The organism is Gracilibacillus saliphilus, assembly GCF_010994085.1.
Classification (GTDB): Bacteria; Bacillota; Bacilli; order Bacillales; family Amphibacillaceae; genus Gracilibacillus; species Gracilibacillus lacisalsi.
On record NZ_WJEB01000016.1, the window covers coordinates 102,435 to 122,954 of the forward strand.

Annotated in this window: 14 protein-coding genes, 1 pseudogene and 1 riboswitch; of the genes and pseudogenes, 6 read left to right on the forward strand and 9 right to left on the reverse strand. The window is 35.0% G+C overall.

Features of this window, described 5'->3' with window-relative positions; all coding sequences use genetic code 11:
* Window positions 1–195: 195 nt before the first annotated feature.
* On the reverse strand, window positions 196–912 hold the full coding sequence (locus GHT08_RS12685) for a DNA alkylation repair protein (protein WP_163581763.1): 717 nt from the start codon (window positions 910–912) through the stop codon (window positions 196–198).
* A gap of 993 nt (window positions 913–1,905) precedes the next feature.
* Here GHT08_RS12685 and GHT08_RS12690 point away from each other — a divergent pair.
* The 4 genes and pseudogenes from GHT08_RS12690 to GHT08_RS22210 form a co-directional block, all read left to right on the forward strand.
* Window positions 1,906–2,703, forward strand: coding sequence for a MerR family transcriptional regulator (locus tag GHT08_RS12690; protein WP_163581764.1), 798 nt, complete (start codon window positions 1,906–1,908; stop codon window positions 2,701–2,703).
* A gap of 91 nt (window positions 2,704–2,794) precedes the next feature.
* Window positions 2,795–3,502, forward strand: a complete 708-nt coding sequence (locus GHT08_RS12695) for an ABC transporter ATP-binding protein (protein WP_163581765.1) — start codon at window positions 2,795–2,797, stop codon at window positions 3,500–3,502.
* Window positions 3,502–5,844: an ABC transporter permease gene (locus GHT08_RS12700; protein WP_163581766.1), complete on the forward strand. Its 2,343-nt coding sequence runs from the start codon at window positions 3,502–3,504 to the stop codon at window positions 5,842–5,844. The genes GHT08_RS12695 and GHT08_RS12700 overlap by 1 nt, the downstream gene beginning before the upstream one ends.
* Window positions 5,845–6,114: 270 nt before the next feature.
* Window positions 6,115–6,399 (forward strand): annotated as a pseudogene (locus GHT08_RS22210) (site-specific integrase); the annotation flags it as partial.
* Here GHT08_RS22210 and GHT08_RS12710 read toward each other — a convergent pair.
* Window positions 6,396–8,111, reverse strand: a complete 1,716-nt coding sequence (locus GHT08_RS12710) for a hypothetical protein (protein WP_163581767.1) — start codon at window positions 8,109–8,111, stop codon at window positions 6,396–6,398. The pseudogene GHT08_RS22210 and the gene GHT08_RS12710 sit on opposite strands and share 4 nt — an antisense overlap.
* 1,532 nt (window positions 8,112–9,643) lie before the next feature.
* Window positions 9,644–11,164, reverse strand: coding sequence for a glutamine-hydrolyzing GMP synthase (guaA, locus tag GHT08_RS12715; RefSeq protein ID WP_272953896.1), 1,521 nt, complete (start codon window positions 11,162–11,164; stop codon window positions 9,644–9,646).
* Between the two features lie 149 nt (window positions 11,165–11,313).
* Here guaA and GHT08_RS12720 point away from each other — a divergent pair, with 149 nt between their 5' ends.
* Window positions 11,314–11,967, forward strand: a complete 654-nt coding sequence (locus tag GHT08_RS12720; protein ID WP_163581769.1) for a ribosomal eL19 family protein — start codon at window positions 11,314–11,316, stop codon at window positions 11,965–11,967.
* 42 nt (window positions 11,968–12,009) lie between these two features.
* Window positions 12,010–12,111, reverse strand: a riboswitch (purine riboswitch).
* Between the two features lie 61 nt (window positions 12,112–12,172).
* On the opposite strand, the gene GHT08_RS12725 is transcribed toward GHT08_RS12720, so the two are convergent.
* The 5 genes from GHT08_RS12725 to GHT08_RS12745 all read right to left on the reverse strand — a co-directional run bounded on the left by GHT08_RS12725 (window position 12,173) and on the right by GHT08_RS12745 (window position 18,875).
* Entirely contained in the window at window positions 12,173–14,386 is a 2,214-nt protein-coding gene (locus tag GHT08_RS12725) for a transglutaminase TgpA family protein (protein ID WP_163581770.1), read from the reverse strand.
* On the reverse strand, window positions 14,383–15,651 hold the full coding sequence (locus GHT08_RS12730; RefSeq protein WP_163581771.1) for a DUF58 domain-containing protein: 1,269 nt from the start codon (window positions 15,649–15,651) through the stop codon (window positions 14,383–14,385). The genes GHT08_RS12725 and GHT08_RS12730 overlap by 4 nt, the downstream gene beginning before the upstream one ends.
* Window positions 15,648–16,598, reverse strand: coding sequence for an AAA family ATPase (locus GHT08_RS12735; RefSeq protein WP_193568296.1), 951 nt, complete (start codon window positions 16,596–16,598; stop codon window positions 15,648–15,650). The genes GHT08_RS12730 and GHT08_RS12735 overlap by 4 nt, the downstream gene beginning before the upstream one ends.
* A gap of 368 nt (window positions 16,599–16,966) precedes the next feature.
* Window positions 16,967–18,334: a TrkH family potassium uptake protein gene (locus tag GHT08_RS12740; protein WP_163581773.1), complete on the reverse strand. Its 1,368-nt coding sequence runs from the start codon at window positions 18,332–18,334 to the stop codon at window positions 16,967–16,969.
* A gap of 94 nt (window positions 18,335–18,428) precedes the next feature.
* The gene (locus GHT08_RS12745) at window positions 18,429–18,875 is read right to left on the reverse strand and encodes a hemerythrin domain-containing protein (protein WP_163581774.1); all 447 of its coding nucleotides are present in this window, start codon (window positions 18,873–18,875) and stop codon (window positions 18,429–18,431) included.
* 113 nt (window positions 18,876–18,988) lie between these two features.
* Here GHT08_RS12745 and GHT08_RS12750 point away from each other — a divergent pair, with 113 nt between their 5' ends.
* On the forward strand, window positions 18,989–19,768 hold the full coding sequence (locus tag GHT08_RS12750) for an ion transporter (protein ID WP_163581775.1): 780 nt from the start codon (window positions 18,989–18,991) through the stop codon (window positions 19,766–19,768).
* Between the two features lie 76 nt (window positions 19,769–19,844).
* Here GHT08_RS12750 and GHT08_RS12755 read toward each other — a convergent pair whose 3' ends face one another.
* A complete protein-coding gene (locus GHT08_RS12755) occupies window positions 19,845–20,519 on the reverse strand; it encodes a uracil-DNA glycosylase (protein ID WP_163581776.1) in 675 nt (224 codons plus the stop codon).
* Window position 20,520: the final 1 nt, after the last annotated feature.

A 20,520-nucleotide genomic window follows, 5' to 3' on the forward strand; every position in this document is an offset into this window, starting at 1 on the left:
ATCCGCCTGATCAACCAATACAGCGGTTTCTTCACTCGTTTTCGTCGGTTTTATTCAGAGCACCTCGTCCTTGTTGTACGTCCAGTGACATAGACCGTTGTACCTGTAGCCCCCAATTCAATGGCGCTACCTATGCCTGCCCCCCGAGTTCCTCCAGCTACAAAGCCACTTTCCCTGACATAGGCTTCATCATTGCTACCTCTCTTTCTTCTTTAGAGTTAAGTAGTAGTCCCTTGTACTTTTATCAAACTTCTCTATAGCGTATCTCAAGGTGACTCTGGGCATGGTGTGAGCGTGTTTATTTAAGAAAGATTTCAGCTTATCTTCGTCTTTCTTGCCAGCTTCACGAATAAAACTGCCCACAGCCTTGTTGATTAAATCTTCAGGATCATGTACCAAAATCTCAGCGATAGCAAATGTGTCCTCCGTGTTGCCGGCTTTGATAAAGCTATACGTACTTACCATAGCTGTTCTTCGTTCCCAAATATTAGAGGAGTGTGCCATTTCGTACAGTTTATCCTTTGGTTTATCCAACAAATAAGTCCCGATTACAGAAGGTGCCGCTCTATCAACGAAATCCCAGTTGTTGATTCGATCATGTCTCCGTATATATAGATCGTACAAAGCTTGCCTGTTTTCCTCCGGGAGTTTCTTGGCTTTGGCCTGAAAATCCATAATGCTCACAGCGCCCATTCTCACTTCATAATAATCGCTTTCCAGAAGCCGTTCGACTTCGCTTAAAGTCATATCCTTAAATTGCTTAGCAATTTGGAATACCGTACGCATGTTAAGACCTAAGCACTTCGTGTTTTCATCCGAATCTTTAAAAAACTTTTTCACTTTTTCGATTTCCGCTTCATTTTGATGTTGCTGCAACTCATGTATAAAGCGTTCAGAGGTATAAGTATCCAAGAATGCAAAACTCCTTTCGATTTGTTGGAATAAAAGTATAGCATACTAACGATTCCCATATTTCTTCTAGATTGCTACAAGCGAGGAATCACTCCTTAAATAAACGCGAACAACGAGCTATCAACTGCGCTTTATTTGCTCAGACTGATCTGTTTCTTAAACGAGACATTTCCGTTCCGTTTGATGATTTTAGAATAAAAAGTATTTGATTTAGCTAAGAAACTACCACTAGTTCTTTAAAAAATGATGAAGTGACACCATAAAGGTAGACAACTTTATTATCTTCGAATATAAGACTACTAAGCCGAACACCAAAATAATCCCTACCAAAATTTTTTATTGGTAGGGAATTTGGTAAGAAACCTATTAGAATTAATCATCTGCATGTCCTCCACCGACACTTGTTTTACCAATGATTGACAATAAGTTTACCACTACAATAGCCACAGCAAAGCTGCTTTTCCTTTACTGCAGTGCCTCTACTAAGTTATCTAGTGATTGGGGGCAGGGTCCCGATCGCTGATAACTTAGTAGAGATCGTGGAGTTGCTTGTATTTTTATTGCATTTCTCCCAATCGTTTATAAAAGAGAGCTAATGGCTAAAAGCAGTGGAGGTCAATAATACAATGTTATTCTCTTTTCAACTTAATAAGTAAAATGAAGGAGCAAAGAAAAATTAGCCTTTGTTCCCTTTCTAGAAATTTCAATCCTACTGAATATACAATTTATATTTCTCCTCTTTTTTCAGCTTAATGTCTTCTCCTATAATTGAATTCACTTATTTTCGATTTATTATAACTGGAAACTAATCATTGAAATCTAATCTGAATTTAGACAGATAACAACCATATATTGGTGGTGTAAACAAATTTTTTATTATATTCTAAATATGAAGGTAGCATAGAGTTAAGCTTCTTCTAGTGCAGTATTATTTTATTAAATTAGGGATATTAAATAAGTGCTTACATCTCAATTAATATGGGGGGGAGTATTATGTATACTATCGGTCAAGTAGGTAATTTTTTAGGAGTCTCAAGAGAAACATTAAAGTATTACGAAGAAAAAGAATTGGTCAAACCTAAGTATGATAATGAAAATGGTTATAGAAAATATAATGCCTATGATATCCATGATGTCATCACGACGAATTTTTATAGAGAGTTAGATATAGAGATCAAGAAAATTCAAGAGATAAGGCAATGTAAAGGCGTAGATGATTTAGAATTTTTATTAGTGGAGCAAGAAGCGAAAATACTTGAGGAACTTGCATATAAAAAACGTCTCTTAAAGAAGATAAATTCTGTGAAGGAAGATTATTGTAAAATTAAAGAACACTTAGGTGAATTTACGGTTAAAGAGATGGAACCAATAGAAGTAAAAGGTGAATTAACTGAATATGCTGCTTACGATGAATATGAAATTATAAGAAATAGTACCGAGAGTTTAAAGAAAGCAGTTACTTTAACAAGTGCTAGACGTGTAATACATTTTGATGAAGAAGGGATAAAAAAGGAGAGATTCATCGTTGTAAGAGAAATAGAAGATACCGACAATAGTCTAAAAGGAGAAGTACTTTCCCATTCAAAGTGTATTTATACGGTAATAGAAGATGGTAGATTTGTTAATGGTGAAAAAAATATTGATCATGAAGTGGGACAAAGTCTTTTAAAAGAAGCACAAGAAAAAGGTTATAAATTAATAGGAATAGCTTATATAAACATACTATTGACTACATATGAAAATGGACTTGAACGTGTGTTTTTAGAAATGTATGCTCCCATAAAACAATAAAAAAGACTTGAGCTGGGGGTAACCCACAGGTTTAGAATGAAGATGTTAGTAAAATTTTACTAACATCTTCATTTTTTAGGAGTGGGTTATGATGAAAAAGAAATTAATAGAATTTGAAAATGTAACGAAAGAATACAAAATGGGTGACATGACTATTAAAGCCTTAGATGGGGTGGATTTTTCAATCTATGAGGGCGAGTTGGTTGTTATTTTGGGAGCAAGTGGTGCTGGCAAAAGTACTATTTTAAACATTCTAGGTGGAATGGACACAGTTACGTCAGGTGAAGTGTTTGTCAATGGAAATGTAATTACTCAATATGACGAAAAAAAATTAACGGTATTCCGTGCCGAAGATGTAGGTTTTGTGTTTCAATTTTACAATTTGATTCCCAACCTGACTGCACTTGAAAATGTAGAGTTTGCTTCTGAAGTGTGCAAAAATCATCTGAATGCAAATGAAATATTAGGTGAAGTTGGACTTGATGAACGTAAGGATAACTTTCCATCACAACTTTCTGGAGGCGAACAACAAAGAGTTGCTATAGCCAGAGCTGTTACAAAAAACCCTTTACTGTTGCTTTGTGATGAACCAACTGGTGCACTGGACTACAAAACAGGTAAATCGGTTTTAAAACTTTTGCAGGATTTAAATAAAGAAATCCAAAAATGCATTGTCTTAATTACACATAATGCTGCTATTGCTCCTATTGCTGATCGAGTTATAAAAGTGAAAAGCGGAAAAATAGAGGAAGTGAAAACTAATGATGTAACTCAGAGTATAGAGGAGATTGAGTGGTAATGAGAAAGTTAAATTTAAAATTACGAAGAGATATAAGAAAGTCCAAGGGGCAATTTTTATCAATAGTGTTGGTTATTGCGGTAGGTGCTTTTTTTTATGCTGGATTAGTTACAATAAGCAGTGATCTTAGCGAATATACCGATAATTATTTTGAAGAACATAATTTAGCAGATTTCAATGTCTATTACAGTGAAATTACGGAAAGTGAAATATCTCCGATACAGGATATTGAGGGGATTAATAATATTGAAGGCAGATATACGTTTGAGGCAAGTCAAATTTTTGATGATTATCATACATCCTTGAAAATACATAGCATCCCGCAGAATAACCAGATCAACACCATAGCTGTAACGAGTGGCAGCACTCCATCCAGTGAAGAAGAGATCTTATTAGATTCCCGTTATGGGGAAGCTCATGATTATGCAATTGGTGACAAGATCACGATTCATACAGATGATGGAAGTTTTGATTTTATTATTAGCGGATTGGGAGAAAACGTGGAGCATGCATTTAATATTGAGGACCCATCCCTTGTTCTTCCAAACCACAATACGTATGGTGTGGCCTATATCCATGAAGATCGAATAGAAGAAATGGCAGGCGGATTTTATTACAATGAATTAATTGTAGATGTACAAGAGGGATATGAGATGAATCATATCAGTAATGCCATTGAAGAATATTCACAAGAACTTCCTTACCTTTACTTGATAAATAAAGAAAGAGCAGTTAGCTATTCTGCAATAAACGTAACCATTAGTAATAACAAATTAATGAGTACTGTGGCTCCTCTCATACTGTTTATGGTTGCTGCCGTTATCATTTTTCTAACCATGTCAAGACTTATCGACTCTCAAAGAAATCAAATTGGTATTATGAAAGCATTGGGTGTTAAAGACAGTAAGATTTTACTGCATTATATGGGATATCCTGTTTTGATAGGAATTGCTGGTTCTATTTTAGGTTGGTTAATTACTGCCGTAACCCTTGTTAATGTACTTAACTCAGTAATCGAACAAACCTATTCTTTACCGAATCTTAGCTTGTCAGTTTCGTTCTATACTATATTTCCACCAATTATTGTTTCTATATTTTTCGGAGTAATTGCCTGCTTTCTAAGTGGAAGAAGTATTTTAAAGGAACGAGCAGCACAGGCATTAAGACCGAAACCACCAAAAAAAACGACAAAAATTTTAGTGGAAAGAATCCCTGGATTTTGGAAAAAGTTATCCTATGGAAATAAATTGATTCTGCGAAACATTTTTCTAAACAAAAAGAAGGCTTTAGCAAGCTCTGTTGGAGTAATTGTTTGTGTAATTCTCTTAATCACTGCTTTTGGCTTTGAAAGCTCCATGAAAACTATTGCTTCCCAAATTAATAAAGTTTATAAATATGATTTTAAAGTGGATTATAAAGATGGAATATTACTTGAGACTGTAAATTTGCCACCTGATGTTGATAAATATTTTGAAATTGAAACGATCCCTATCGAGCTTGTAGATTTTACTGATGAAAATAATGCCTCCATGGTTATTACGGAAAAAGAGAATAATTTAATTCACTTCTTTGATAATCGGATTAACAATATTGTATTAGATGACACGGGTGTGCTAGTACCAAAGTCATATGCTGATATATATGATATATCAGAAGGAGATACAATAAAAGTTAAATTACTTGGTTCTGAGCAGCAAGGACAGCATATCAATATTAACGTAGCTAAAATATCAACTCAATATACGAATCCGTCTTTTTATAGTACTCCTGAGTACATCAAAAGTCTTGGTGTTGATTACAATCCATCTTCCTTGTTGGTTCACTTGAACAATAATGCAAATATAGACAGTGTTCAACATCATTTTGAACAGGATTCTTCTGTTGATAGGATTTCTGATAAGAGTGATATTGAAAAATCAGTGGACAATATTATTGAGCAGAATAATCCAGTTTTTATTATATTCATCCTTTGTGCAATTTTATTATCCTTTGGTGCAATATTTACCATTTCCTCGATTAATATTTATGAGCGTACACGTGAATTAGCAACCTTAAAAGTACTAGGTTATCAAAAGAATAATATCAATCGTATTATTTTTGTTGAAAATATCATATTGACTTCAATTGCAGTTATTATTGCTCTACCAATCAGCGGTTATGTGTATAGAGTGGTTGTTCAAGCATTATCCAGTTCCAATCAACAAATTCCTGATACTCTTAGTTTTGTTTCAATAGGTTTGGCAATCTTACTTACATTTGTATTAACATTCATATCGAATTTATTGCTCAGAAGAAAAATAATGAAAATCGATATGATTGAATCATTGAAGAGTGTTGAATAGGTTTTTCTGAAAGACAGTAAAACCTATCCAATTAGTCCTGGCAAACGTCAATCATAGAAAAGTTACTGGCAGATAGTAATTAAAAAAACCGTTATCCGGCAGTATCCTTTTCATGCGTTAATTGAATACTCTTTTCACAGATGACGGCTATTAGGAGGTAATCTTCATACAATATACTGACAGTCAAAAAATATTTGAGTTTTGAAACCTTTCCGAAAAAGGTTATCCATCTATATTGGATAAAAATCCTTTTAAATGTGGTTTTTATCTTATTCTTATTTTTATGATTTTTTGATAACAGAAATCACCCCACTTCATGTGCAAAAGTGGCAATTATTTTTATCCAAAAAAGGATATGCACCTTCCTATATTAGAATTGTACAAGGGTTGTTTTCTCTCGCAATGGATCGTTCTGTTGTTTTAGGATTAGTTGAGAGTAATCTTTCCAAAATTGTGGGAAATGTGAAGAAAACAAAGACAAAGATAGATTTTTGGACAAAAGAAGAATTCGAAAAAGTTCTCTCTTTTTTCTATAAGGAAGATTACTTCAATTACTCAAATACCTCTTTAAAACTCTGAACAGAAAGAACTTTTACAAGACTATCACCTTTTTGAATATATGGATATACGGTAGGATTGACAGTTAAAATTCCCACATTGACTTCATTAAATTCCGATTCCAAAATCTGCTCAAAAACATTTTTTCTGTCTAATACAAACTGCCTTAGCTTATTCATTTTTGTTTTTTGTTGATTAATTTTATCTACAACTTTTCTAACATCCATAAAATTATGCTGAATACCATAATTTTTTAAATCCATAATAACAAGTGAATTTTTCTCAAAATATAGTAAGTCTATTTCATGAGGCATTTTTTTTATAGATTTTATATCTTTTTTTATTTCTGGAATTTGTGCTAAATCTATATTTATCTGTGCATTGATATTCTTTTCATGAAGGAATAGTTCCAATTCTGGAAGATCATACTCATCATAAGATTTCTTAATTAACTCATTCCATGTATTAGTAACCATATCTGAGTATATATCTCTATTCAATATTCTAAGGGATAGGTAATTCAGAGATTCTAGCCATGTATAAGTCGGAACAAGAATTTTTGTTTCCAATCTAATTATTGGCGTTCTAAAAAGTCGACTATTTGCACTCCCCATATTATGTTTCGTCTTTTTATCTTTATCAGCATCATTTTGTTTATAAAATTCCTCTTTGTTTAGTGTAAAAACATTCATTAAGTTACTCACACCCTGGGATGTAAGTTCTTGGTTTAGCATTATATCAATAGATAATAATTCTTTATCAGCTATACTTACATAATTATCAAGTATTCTAAATGCTCGTTCTCCTTCATTTGTAGTAACATATTTAATTATATCTTTTGGCTGAAAACCTAGAGATTCTTTAAAAATATCAAATAGTTTTTTAGTGAAGTCGTTTTCCACTCGTACCTTTTCACCTTTTGTTTTATTACTGTATAAAGAGAATGCCTCTAATATTTTTTCCGGTAGCATAATACCCTTTTCTTTGTCTAATTTAAAATCCTTACGATCACTTCCTAATATTGGAATAGCTTCACCTATCTGATAGAGTATGTTTTTCGCATGAAATAGTGTTAGGATTTTAAAAAAGTCGACTGGCTTCTTTGTCGCTTCATCGCTAAACTTCACTTTACTTAACAAAATTGAATCCACAGCACATTCTAACGACCCTTTTATTTCTCCCATAATCCCCCTAATATCATCAATATTACTCCTATCTATCATCCGCAACCAAAACACAGTGTTTTCGAAACTTTCATTCAAGTTTATACCTTCGCTATCCTCTGCGTATACTAAGAATGTCAACCTACTTAGAACACTTGCAAACTTAAGAACTTCTATCAACAATTCTTCCGCTGTATGATTGATAGTATACCTTTCAATCTCTATGTCTATTTCATTACCAATAAAATCTAGAAAGTCTCTAAAATCTCTATTACTAAATGAACTGAAATCAAATGGGATAATATCAAAGCCGTTAACCTCAATTATTGTTCCTATAATTTTAGAAGAAGTATAGTTCAAAGAATTAATATCAAAAAATGGACCAAACTCTTTCATAAGTTCTTCATTGTCATTTAAATCACGTAATTGTCCAATAATCACTTTTTGAATGGTTTTTATTATTTCATCATAATTACTCTCTTCAATATTTATAGAGGTATTTTCAGTAATCATGTTTAATATAATATTTTCTCTTAAATTGAACATAAAAAACTCCTTTTTTCTCTATTTATAACATATATTCATTTCTTGAATTCTTTCCTTCTGTTACTCCATCTTGGTAAAACTAATTATAGTATAGCAAAAAACACGAGGGAACTTTTCAAATATTCTCTTTTACAAAAGAGTTTTAACATATAATAAAGTAAAATTATACAATAGTGATACCGCACCTAATCCGGACTAAATGCATTATCAATTACAACTTCGTTTAAAATCTGTCACTGAATATTGTTGTTCCAACGATACGATTCGCTTATAAAAAATTTCGAAATCCGCTTCAGAGCGCTCTTATTCATCTTCAAATATACAGCTTTTATGGTTATTAATAACCAACGTACTTTTGCTTACACAAACGTGACTATATGTTTCATTTTACCTTCTCCAATTAATTATTCATAAAAGTCCTTCACTTAACTTTATCCATTCAACTTTCACATACACGATTTCTATGGATCAAAAATACTAAATTGGTTCTAATAAGGAGATGAAGTTAGTCTGTTTGGGTGCATTACCCTTTTGTTGAAGATATCAATTATTTATAGTGATAACTCCAAACTGTGATTTGCATTAAAAATTATATTTTTAAGAATTTTTCATATCATATTCTAAGCACTAACACTTCCTGAAATCCCTTTTAAATCAATGATATTGTTCTCTATTTGGTTACAGTGAGAGTAGAGTGAAATAGTAGCAATGATCCAAATAATTTTGCCTTATGAAGGATTATTTAAACTTATTATGACTGGATCACTTTGATATTTTATCTGAATACATTGGTTATTACTACAATCTTCAATTTGTTTACACTGATTTCAAAATCGATAAATCATCCATTATTATTAAATAGAAAAACGGCGATAATAAATTTTCTTATCTTATTGTCGCCGTTAAAATTAATATCACCAATATTGAATTTTATAATTTACCTCTTGTATTCCCACACCCCAGATCAATTACCACCGAAATGGTAATGTGATTTTTCAGTACTTTATTTCTCGTTTTTTCACCTTCTCTTACAAACACGAAATGCTTGTTAAAGTGTTTAAAACTAAGGATTTCTATATAGTTTCTCTTTGTAGCAACGATACACACCCCACATGTATGGAGTTGATAGATTTCTTACCGAGCCGCTTTTTATATTTTATATCGTTCTCTATAAATCAGCATGGATAGTTTTATATTTCATCTTCTGCCATTCCTAGAGTCAGTCACAACTGTAAAAGTACCATTTTGACGGAGAGAAGCCTCAAGGGACATTTATAAATAGATTTATTTATTTAATTTTACTCTCATCACTTTCTAATCACACATGTGCGACAAACACTAATAAATAACGGCTTAAAACTAAATTCAGAATAAAAAAGAGATATTGTTTTTACACAATATCTCTCATTTTTCTCCATTTCCTCTGGCGGAATCTTGGCGGAGAACCTATTCATTTTTAATCATTTCATCCATTTTACGTACCATTGAAATGCAGTCAAATCAACGGTTTCACTTCGAATGCCTCTAGTGAATTATTCCCACTCTATCGTAGCAGGCGGCTTACTCGTCACATCATACAGCACACGATTAATATGATCCACTTCATTAACTAACCGTACGGATATCTTCTCCAAGATATCCCACGGAATTCGGGCCCAATCAGATGTCATTCCATCAATCGACGTTACGGCACGGATACCGATCGCATAATCATACGTACGCGCATCTCCCATGACACCTACACTGCGAATGTCTGGTAAGACCGTGAAGTACTGCCAGATGTCACGATCTAATCCAGCTTTTTTAATTTCCTCACGCAAGATCGCATCTGATTCACGGACAATTTCTACTTTCTCTGGCGTTATTTCACCTAGTACACGAATACCAAGGCCAGGTCCCGGGAATGGTTGACGCCATACGATCTCATCAGGCACTCCAAGTTCTGTCCCTAAAGCACGTACTTCGTCTTTAAACAATGTGTTCAACGGTTCTATCAATTTAAACTCCATATCTTCTGGTAGCCCACCAACATTGTGGTGAGATTTAATCGTTTGGGCTGTTTCCGTACCACTTTCAACAATATCCGTATAAAGCGTTCCTTGAGCTAAGAAATCCATGTTTTCTAGCTTTGCTGCTTCATCATCAAAAACATAAATAAATTCATTACCAATAATTTTACGCTTCTGTTCAGGGTCGGACACACCTTCTAACTTGGAAAGGAAACGTTCCTGGGCATCGATTTTGATAATATTCATATTAAACTGATCACGGAAGGTACGCATTACTGTCTCACCTTCATCTTTACGTAATAAGCCGTGATCAACAAAAATACATGTTAACTGATCACCGATCGCTTTATGAATAAGTGCAGCAACAACTGAAGAGTCAACACCACCACTTAATGCACATAGTACATTACGGTCACCGACTTGCTCTCTGATTTTATCTACTTCCATATCAATGAAGTTTGCCATGGTCCAATCGCCTGCACAGTTACAAGCTTGGAAAACAAATGATTTTAATAAGTCATTGCCATATTCCGTGTTACGTACTTCTGGATGGAATTGTACACCAAATAGCTGCTTATCTTTATTACTCATTGCTGCAACTGGGGTGGAAGAGCTTGTTGCTTCAATATCAAAGTCTTTTGGAGGCTCGATAATCTTGTCACTATGGCTCATCCAAACTACTTGTTCTTCCGGAGTTCCTTCAAAAAGTAATGCTCCCTCTTTGACATGAATATCTGCTTTACCATATTCGCGCTCATTAGCACGTTCTACTACACCGCCGAAATGATGGGTCATCAACTGCATGCCGTAGCAAATACCTAAAACCGGTATTCCTAAATCAAAAATACGCTCATCACAACGGAAGCTGTTTTCACCGTACACGCTGTGAGGACCACCTGATAGAATAATTCCTTTTGGATTCATTTCTTTTATTTCATCGATTGTTAAACGATGAGAATGCAGTTCACTATATACCCCAAATTCACGGATACGTCGTGTAATTAATTGATTGTATTGACTACCAAAATCTAATACTAATATCATTTCATTGTTTACTTCCAAGTTGTCCACTCCTTCAGTTTTATTACATTCTATATCATACATGCATGATGATAGTTACTCATTATTTGTTGTAAAATCTCCATTGTTTATTACGAAACTCACTACCTTTATTGCGGAATCTCCATCGTTTATTGCGAAACTCGCTACCTTTATTGCGAAATCTCCATCGTTTATTGCGAAACTCGCTACCTTTATTGCGAAATCCCCATCGTTTAATTGCGAAACTCGCTACCTTTATTGCGAAATCTCCATCATTTATTGCGAAATTCGCTACCTTTATTGCGAAATCTCCATCGTTTATTGCGAAACTCGCTACCTTTATTGCGAAATCCCCATCGTTTATTGCGAAACTCGCTACCTTTATTGCGAAATCCCCATCGTTTATTGCGAAACTCGCTACCTTTATTGCGAAATCCCCATCGTTTATTGCGAAACTCGCTACCTTTATTGCGAAATCCCCATCGTTTATTGCGAAACTCGCTACCTTTATTGCGAAATCCCCATCGTTTATTGCGAAACTCGCTACCTTTATTGCGAAATCCCCATCGTTTATTGCGAAACTCGCTACCTTTATTGCGAAATCCCCATCGTTTATTGCGAAACTCGCTACCTTTATTGCGAAATCCCCATCGTTTATTGCGAAACTCGCTACCTTTATTGCGAAATCCCCATCGTTTATTGCGAAACTCGCTACCTTTATTGCGAAATCCCCATCGTTTATTGCGAAACTCGCTACCTTTATTGCGAAATCCCCATCGTTTATTGCGAAATCATCTTTATCATAAAAAATCTGCCTTTCTTCATAATAAACAGAAAGGCAGAAATCCCGGCAAGACCCCCGCCTTCATAGTCCGAACATTTACGGTGTTCTAGTAGAAACGTTTGAGCCTTATTCTCAAACATATATGAAGGTGATATGATGATGCAGGGAAGACTGCATCGAATATTCGCTTTAATTTTTATCTATTCTATCAATCGATACGAGACTGGTCAAGCTAATATTTGATCAATCATTTGTTGGAATAAACCATGTAATCGCTTGTTATCCTTTGCTAATGATGTTTGATCACGATACAAGTATTCTTCATATGCTAGTGTGATATCATACATTTCTGAAGTTCCTAAACGTCTGTCTACTTCTTTGGCATACTGTCGTAAAGTTTGCCCTTTCGTTCTAGGCATGCCTCTTTTTTCTAGTATTTCCAGTAGGTAGACATAAGATGCTTCTATCTCTAACCTTTGTTTTAATCGATCCCATTTCTTTAACAAATACCAATCTCTTAGTTCCGTACGTTTACGATAAATGATGGTAGCAAGAATCGCTAAGATAAGCAGTACAGCACCTATCCAATAATAGTTCCCACCATTTCCTTTCTCCTCATTATCGGCACCACCAACTTCACTTTCATCTTCAGCTGGATTTAGTTGTTCATTTTCCTGTTCTACTTCACTTGATTCTTGCTCAGTTTCTTCTTCCGTTTCCTCTTCATCGATCATATAATCCTCTGTATTCACATCTCCGCTCGTTTCTAGATAAAAGTCAGTTGGATTCGTAAAACCACTTGTTGGTTCAAAAGGTACCCAGCCAGTTTCAGGAAAATATACCTCTACCCATGAGTGCGCGTTATTATTCGTCACTTCATATAAAGAATAGTCGTCTGGAAGTGGAGGCTGATCTGCCGCTTCCACGCCTCCAGTGAATCCTTTCACCCACCGTGCTGGGATATCCAAAGCACGAAGCATCACGACCATAGAAGTTGAAAAATTATCACAATAACCTACTTTGGTCTCGAATAAAAATTGATCAACATAATCCTCGCCTTCTTCTGGGACAGATACATCTTCGATCTGATACACGTACCCATTAGTAGAGAAGTAACTTTCTATCGCCTGTGCTTTATCGTACCTAGTGTCTTCTCCGTCTGTCACTTCAAGTGCTAATTCACTTACGCGTTCTGGTAGACTGTCTGGTAATTGCAAATACTGTTCTTTTATATCTGCAGGATCATCACCTGAACTATCTCTCAATTCATTTATCTCATAGGAAGGAGCATCATATTCAATTGTATAAGACAAATTTTGATTCTGTTCTGATGATTCAGATTCTATCAGACCGAATTCACTATCCGTAAAGAACTGTCCTTGGTCTAATGACGCAATATGATTAATACCATACGGATATACAACTTTTGGCAATTGATTTTGATTTACTGGTCGTACCTCCGCATTGTATGAAGTTGTTTCCACCTGTTGTGAAAAAGTACTCCAACCTAGATTACCATTGGTTAATTCTTGAAAGTCTAATTCTGTTGAACGTTCCCAGCCCTTTCCAGTATACAAGTCCTTCGATTCTATTCTCCAATAAATATCATCATGGGCAATTGCCTCAAACACAGGAGAATCATCCTGTACAAAAGACCCTCCCAACTGTGAATCGTCTTCCCCATAACCGACTTTTTGTACCGGACCATCACTAAAACCAACATGTCCTGCTGTACTTTGAATAAAAGGAACAGGATCTGGCCATTGCGGGTTCAACTTCGGTGAATAGATACCAAGTATGGTAGCAAATAGAACAATAACAAGCACCGGTGTCATCCAACTCCAAACATGTTTCTTGCGATGAATGGTATCCACATTATTCATCAATTTCACATATCTGCTAAGACCGAGAACCAGAAAGGATACGACAAAAGTTCTGACCATGGCTGCTTGACCATCGTATATCGTATACGTATCTAATACTGCTAAATAAACGAACGTTAAAACAACAAATAGGAAGAATTTATTAGCAACCATAAACCAATAGTGTAATAGATAACTCATCAACCATAACAATAGCAAGAATAAAAAGCTTCTGAAAAAGGATGTCATTAATACCCAATCATTTTTCCAAACCGCTGCAAGATTATACCTTAATTCCAACGTTAAAGTCTGTATCCATTCACGAGATAACAAGGTAACATCAAGAAATAAATAATCTAGTATAAACAGTAGGGAAACAGATTTGATTACAAACTTCGCCCAGCCATTCCTTGTTAAAAAAGAAGTAACAAAGCAAATAGCCGTATAAATGACAAACAAATGCACATTACCTGTATCTGTTATTTGTTCTAACGGGCGGAGCCATTCCCAGAATAATAGAAAACCTGCTAATAATAGAATAAAAGAAGATACAGATTCTAAAGAGATATTGTTTTTCATCGAGATGCCTGCACCTCCCACTGTTCTTGCTTTAGTTGCCTTTCTGTTACAGCTTGTACACTTATATTTTTCAAGCGTAGTGCCCGAATATATTGCTCTTCTTTATCGTTCAATTGTTTTTCTGGAATAACATAGCAAACTACTATAGTATAATCTTGTTTCTTCCAGTTGGATAATCTCTCTACTAATAATTCATCCAAATGATGAATAACAAACAAAATGACACTTCCTCTTGAAAGCTCCTTCATTGGAGTTGTCATTCGTTCTGCTAATGATACCTGTTCTGGTGTTACAGTTGCGAGGTAGTTTTGCACTGCTGGAAATTGGAACTGTAATTGTTGATTGGAGAAAAATCTCTCCGTTTTGCCGAACGTATAAAACGAGATGTTTTGATCTTTCTTACGCAACGACTGTAAAACAGATGCTGTCCATTCCACTACTGCTTCAAACACTAATCGTTGCGATTGTTGTAGGCCACCCACATCTAAAATAACGACGATACTGGAATCCTTTTCCTGTTCAAACTCTTTTGTCATCACAGTATTTTTCCGAGCAGTCGTTTTCCAATCAATCCATGAAAAGCGATCCCCGGGAATATATTCTCGAACACCTGATACAACATTTGTCAGCTTTTCGTCATGGACATGTGAAGAATTGGAGCCTTCTTCTAAACTCATAGATTGCTGTTTCCACTTCAAATCTTGAATAGCAGGATAAACAAAAAACTCTTTCGTGACATAAAATGGATGATTACATTCAACAAAACCGAATGGATCACCCATTTTCAGATTGATAGCGGACAACTGATGTTTTCCTCGTGGTAGTTGTTCTATCCGATACGAAATAGTAAATTCTTTCTGAAAACCAGGATATATGACTTTTTTTACATAACGATTTCTATTATAGGATGGTTGATCAGAAAGATATTGATATTTTTTCTTGCCGATATCTTGAAACTGAAGTGTTTCTGGAAACATCTCTTCTAAAACTAAATAGAAAATAGGAAAGCGTGATTTTCGTTTGATCGTAATCGTTACCTCTATCTCACTACCTGTTTCCAAATACCGGTCGGATAACGTTCTATCGATCTTCCAATTGTGAATAGGATAGAATGGGATAAACAGCATATAGAGAATAATAGGCAACATACTGTAGAATAAAAACCAGCTGACAAATCCTCCTTGAAACATTGCAAATACAAACAAAACCCCTAGTAAAAGAAGTAGTTGCAGTTCTCTTACAATTTTTCTAATGATTCGTTTCATCCATGCAATTCCTTCCGTACAGGTACATCGATTTCTTCTAGTATTTGTGTAATAAGAGAAGATTGGGTAACACCTTCATATCTTGCTTCCGGACGTAATATGATCCGATGTGATAGAACATAAGGAGCTAAATAAACGATGTCGTCTGGTATCACATAGTCGCGTTTTTGAATATAAGCATATGCTTTTGCTGCTTTCATCAATGAAATCGAGCCCCGTGGACTAACCCCTAGTTGAACGTAAGGACTTTTTCTCGTTTCGGATACCAGTTGAACAATATAACGTTTCACCGTGTTATCAACATAGAGACTGTCTACTTCTTTTTGCATATTTAGTAATTGTTCTTTATTGATAACTGCTTCTATCTCATCAATTGGATGCTCACGATCAGTTCGATTTAACATTTCTAATTCATCTGCTTCATTAGGATATCCCATACTTAATTTCATGAGGAAACGGTCAAGTTGTGCTTCAGGTAGTGGATATGTTCCTTCATAGTCTACTGGGTTTTGGGTTGCCATTACGAAAAAAGGCTTTTGCAGTGATTTTGTCATGCCATCTACTGTTACATTCATTTCCTCCATCGCTTCCAGTAAAGCGGATTGGGTTTTTGGTGAGGTTCTATTAATCTCATCGGCTAGTACAATATCACCAAAAATAGGTCCACTTCGAAATTCAAATACCATTTCTTTTGGATTATATATCGAAACACCTGTTACATCAGAAGGTAATAGATCAGGTGTGAATTGGATTCTTTTAAAATCACAATTTAATGATTTTGACAATGCTCGCACCATCATTGTTTTTCCTACACCTGGTACGTCTTCCAATAATACATGCCCATCAGCTAACAGAGCAACAAGACTAAGTGTTACCTCACGTTCCTTTCCAATCATGACTTTTTCAATATTTTCTAGAATTTGTCCTACTTCGTTTCCGTAATCCATCTTATCCGCCTCCATTCTCACTACTCTTTCCCGAAACTATTACTACCTATAACTATACTATATTATAACCCCCTTTTCCTACTGATTAATCTAGGTGAATGAAGAAAATCTTGGATTTCTCCGGCATGGGTAGATTTCAAAAACTGTGAAGACTCGAACACACCACAAAATGGAACGTCAACATTTGTTGAGCGGACATATAATGCGTTATTTTCGATGAATAGCGGAATAGATGTCCACCCTAGATCAGGTTTGTCAAAAATAGAAAAGCACATAACGCCCCGTTTAGTTTCTGGGCGCTTACGTAGACAGGCACCCAATTTTAAAACTTTCTGACAAAAAAATAACCCCAAGCAAAGGCCTTGAGGTTATCCAATAATAACTCGTTCTGTTGGGTAATGGAAACGATCTTTGGTATCATCACCACGGATGATAAATAGGAAGGTAAAAAGTCCGATCCGACCAATAAACATGAGACACATGATTAAACATTTACCAAAAGTAGATAATTCAGGGGTAATACCCATTGATAAACCGGTAGTACCAAAAGCAGATGTTACTTCAAAGATTATTTCCATTAAGCTGAACGGTTCTGTTGTATTTAAAACAATAATCGATCCGACACAAAGCATTAAAGCAGTGGTAATGACGATAAAAGATCGCAACATATCTTCTTGATGTATCTCACGTCCGAATACTTTCACACTTGAATTCCCTTTAGCATAATTCCAAATCGTCAAAAGCATAATCGCAAATGTTGTCGTTCGAATCCCTCCGCCAACACTGCTAGGAGAAGCACCGATAAACATTAGAGCACTAATTAGAAACAAAGTAGCTACCGAAAATTCAGAGACATCCATTGTTGATAATCCGCCACTTCTACTGGTAACAGACTGAAATAAACTGTAGAAAAAAGTTTCATGCCAGCTTTTATCAGCGAAAAAAGCATTTTTCTCCAGTAAAAAGATTAGTAGCGTTCCAATTAAAACTAGCCAAAAGAAGGTTACTGTTGTTATTTTAGTAAATAATGAAAACTTATGACGGTCATTTACACCATATACACGTCCTCTTAAAACTTCTTGAAGTTCAACTAAGACAGGAAATCCAATTGCTCCTAAAATAATTAATATCATATTTATAAATTGCACAAAATAATCATCGGCAAATGGAACAAGAGAAGCCCCCGTAATATCTAAACCGCCATTTGTTGTTGCACTAACCGCTCCGAAAACACCCTGTAATAGTGCTTCCTGCATCGTATCATAATAATTAAGAAAATGAATAGATAGTACAACAGCACCAATGAATTCTATGATTAAGATTAACTTAAAGATTTCTAACATGAGTCGAACTAAACCAGCTAATGTTTTACTGTTTTGATCGACCATTATCATTTTACGGCTACGAATACCAATTTTTTTACCTAGTACCACCCAGATAAAAGTACCCATTGTCATAATGCCGATTCCGCCAAGATGCAAGATAACTGCGATTGCAATTTGCCCAGCCGGATTGAATGTATCAGAAATGGAAACCACTGTTAATCCCGTCACACTTATTGAGGTAACTGCAGTAAACATAGCATCAATAAATGACAGATCTACACCAGTACGATGAAAAACAGGCAAACTAACAATAATCGTAGATATAACTACTGCCAGTAAATAATAAATCACAATATGGTGGATAGCTGACCATTCTTTAGTTATCCCTCTTATTTTATCTAAAAGTGCCATTTTGCTAGTTCTCCTTCAATGTATTGAAACTAGACGATAGTTTATCATATTCTACTGGAATAATCATCTTTTTTTTGTAAATTTAATGGTCTTTTTAAAACCCACTATATGAGTCACGATGAAACCTGCCGTTCGCCTGATACAAATAATTCTCAGGAATAGCTTGCTCTATCATCGGGAAAATGATTCGTTCTTCTAACCGAACATGCTTCTGTAACAACTCCCCTAAGTTACGGAAGATTTGACGATCTTTACGTCGCATCCCCCTGATTTGTTGAACATAACTTCTAATCTGCACATGTTGAATCAGCATTTCACGAATTTCAGGGATATCTATCTCTTGATATTGAGCAAACAATGGTAATAACACTTCTTCTTCGTCACGAAAATGATCTTCTCCATCGTTTTTCCAAAACTCAATAACATCTCTTGTCATCTGCTGAATACTCGCTTTTTCATCTGCGTTTTTTAACTGTTGTGCCATTACTAGCGTGTGGTGATGATGATGGGATAACGGATGTAATGCTTCATGTCTTTTCATTATATCGACTCCTTTTTTTATTTATAGTATCAAGTTTGTGTTTATCCTCATTTCATTTTAAAATAATCTGGAGAGATATAATGTGATTTGTTATATAGAAAAGGAGAAATCGGATGAATTCATTAAGAAAATTTGTCATGGATATACGCTTTAATCGCTTTATTATAGGACTAATTATATTTAATGCGATCTTAATTGGTCTTGAAACTTTCCCAAATATTTATGAAAACTATCATACTTACTTTGTTGTAATTGATATAATTATTCTCGCCATTTTCACTTTAGAGGTTATATTCAAAATTATTGTATTGAAAAAAGGATTTTTCTCTAATCCTTGGAATATTTTTGACTTAGTTATTGTACTTGGAAGCGTGATTCTATACAGCACCCCGTTCGTTAGTGTGTTACGTATCTTCCGTGTTTTAAGAGTTTTTCGTACAATTACCGTTATTCCTACATTACGAAGAATTGTCTCAGCATTATTTATGGCGATTCCCACCATCAGCAGTGTATTGTTAATTATGCTGATAATATTCTATGTATATGCCATTCTAGGAACATCTTTTTATGGCGATATTGCACCTGAATATTTTGGTGATATCTTTTTAAGCTTTGTTACATTGTTCCAGATTTTCACTTTGGAATCCTGGGCAAGTGGTATTTTCCGTCCAATATTTACAGAAGAACCATGGTCATGGCTGTACTTCATATCCTTTATTGTGATCGCAACGTTTATCATGATTAATTTAATCGTTGGGGAAATCGTCAATAATGCACAAAAAATCACTGACGATATTGAAGAAGATACAGATGAGATCAAAGAGGATACAAGTGAAATTAAAGAACTGCGGAAAGAAATACGAGAGCTGAAGGAAATGTTACAGAATAAATAAACCTTTCTAATTTCGTTCCTTGGATATCTCCTTGCATCTATCCAAGGAACAAATGAACCATTCCTATTTATCTCAATTATTCAATCTCCCAATCTATTGCTTCTTGTCCATTTCCTTCAAGAATCTGATTAGCTTTAGAAAATGGTTTGCTGCCGAAAAATCCTCGATGAGCTGATAATGGGCTTGGATGTGGTGATTTGATTACATAATGTTTGGATAAATCAATCAGGGCTTGTTTTTTCTGTGCTGCTGCTCCCCAAAGGATATATACAACAGGTGTTTCTTTTTGATTTAATGTCATGATGACTTGGTCAGTGAATTGCTCCCATCCCTTACCACGATGAGAATGTGCTTGTCCCTGCCGTACTGTCAATACGTTGTTAAGTAGCAACACTCCTTGTTCTGCCCATTTTACGAGGTAACCATGATTCGGAATGGGGCAACCAATATCTGCATGTAATTCCTTATATATGTTTTTTAGTGAAGGTGGAATATCAACCTCTGGCTTAACCGAAAAACTTAAGCCATGCGCCTGATTAGGCCCATGATAAGGGTCCTGACCTAGAATCACCACTTTTACATGATCAAAAGGTGTGTAATGTAATGCATTATAAATATCATACATATTGGGATAAATCGTGTAGTTCTGATACTCCTGTTTCAAAAACTCTCGTAATTGTACATAATAATCCTTTTGAAATTCAGCTTCTAATAATTCTGCCCAATCATTGTTCAATATTTTTGTCGTCATA

Coding starts and splice junctions, on each gene's coding strand:
- GHT08_RS12690 (WP_163581764.1), top strand. CDS start 1,906: ATGTATACTATCGGTCAAGTAGGTAATTTTTTAGGAGTCTCAAGAGAA.
- GHT08_RS12695 (WP_163581765.1), top strand. CDS start 2,795: ATGAAAAAGAAATTAATAGAATTTGAAAATGTAACGAAAGAATACAAA.
- GHT08_RS12700 (WP_163581766.1), top strand. CDS start 3,502: ATGAGAAAGTTAAATTTAAAATTACGAAGAGATATAAGAAAGTCCAAG.
- GHT08_RS12710 (WP_163581767.1), bottom strand. CDS start 8,111: ATGTTCAATTTAAGAGAAAATATTATATTAAACATGATTACTGAAAAT.
- guaA (WP_272953896.1), bottom strand. CDS start 11,164: ATGATATTAGTATTAGATTTTGGTAGTCAATACAATCAATTAATTACA.
- GHT08_RS12725 (WP_163581770.1), bottom strand. CDS start 14,386: ATGAAAAACAATATCTCTTTAGAATCTGTATCTTCTTTTATTCTATTA.
- GHT08_RS12730 (WP_163581771.1), bottom strand. CDS start 15,651: ATGAAACGAATCATTAGAAAAATTGTAAGAGAACTGCAACTACTTCTT.
- GHT08_RS12735 (WP_193568296.1), bottom strand. CDS start 16,598: ATGGATTACGGAAACGAAGTAGGACAAATTCTAGAAAATATTGAAAAA.
- GHT08_RS12740 (WP_163581773.1), bottom strand. CDS start 18,334: ATGGCACTTTTAGATAAAATAAGAGGGATAACTAAAGAATGGTCAGCT.
- GHT08_RS12745 (WP_163581774.1), bottom strand. CDS start 18,875: ATGAAAAGACATGAAGCATTACATCCGTTATCCCATCATCATCACCAC.
- GHT08_RS12750 (WP_163581775.1), top strand. CDS start 18,989: ATGAATTCATTAAGAAAATTTGTCATGGATATACGCTTTAATCGCTTT.
- GHT08_RS12755 (WP_163581776.1), bottom strand. CDS start 20,519: ATGACGACAAAAATATTGAACAATGATTGGGCAGAATTATTAGAAGCT.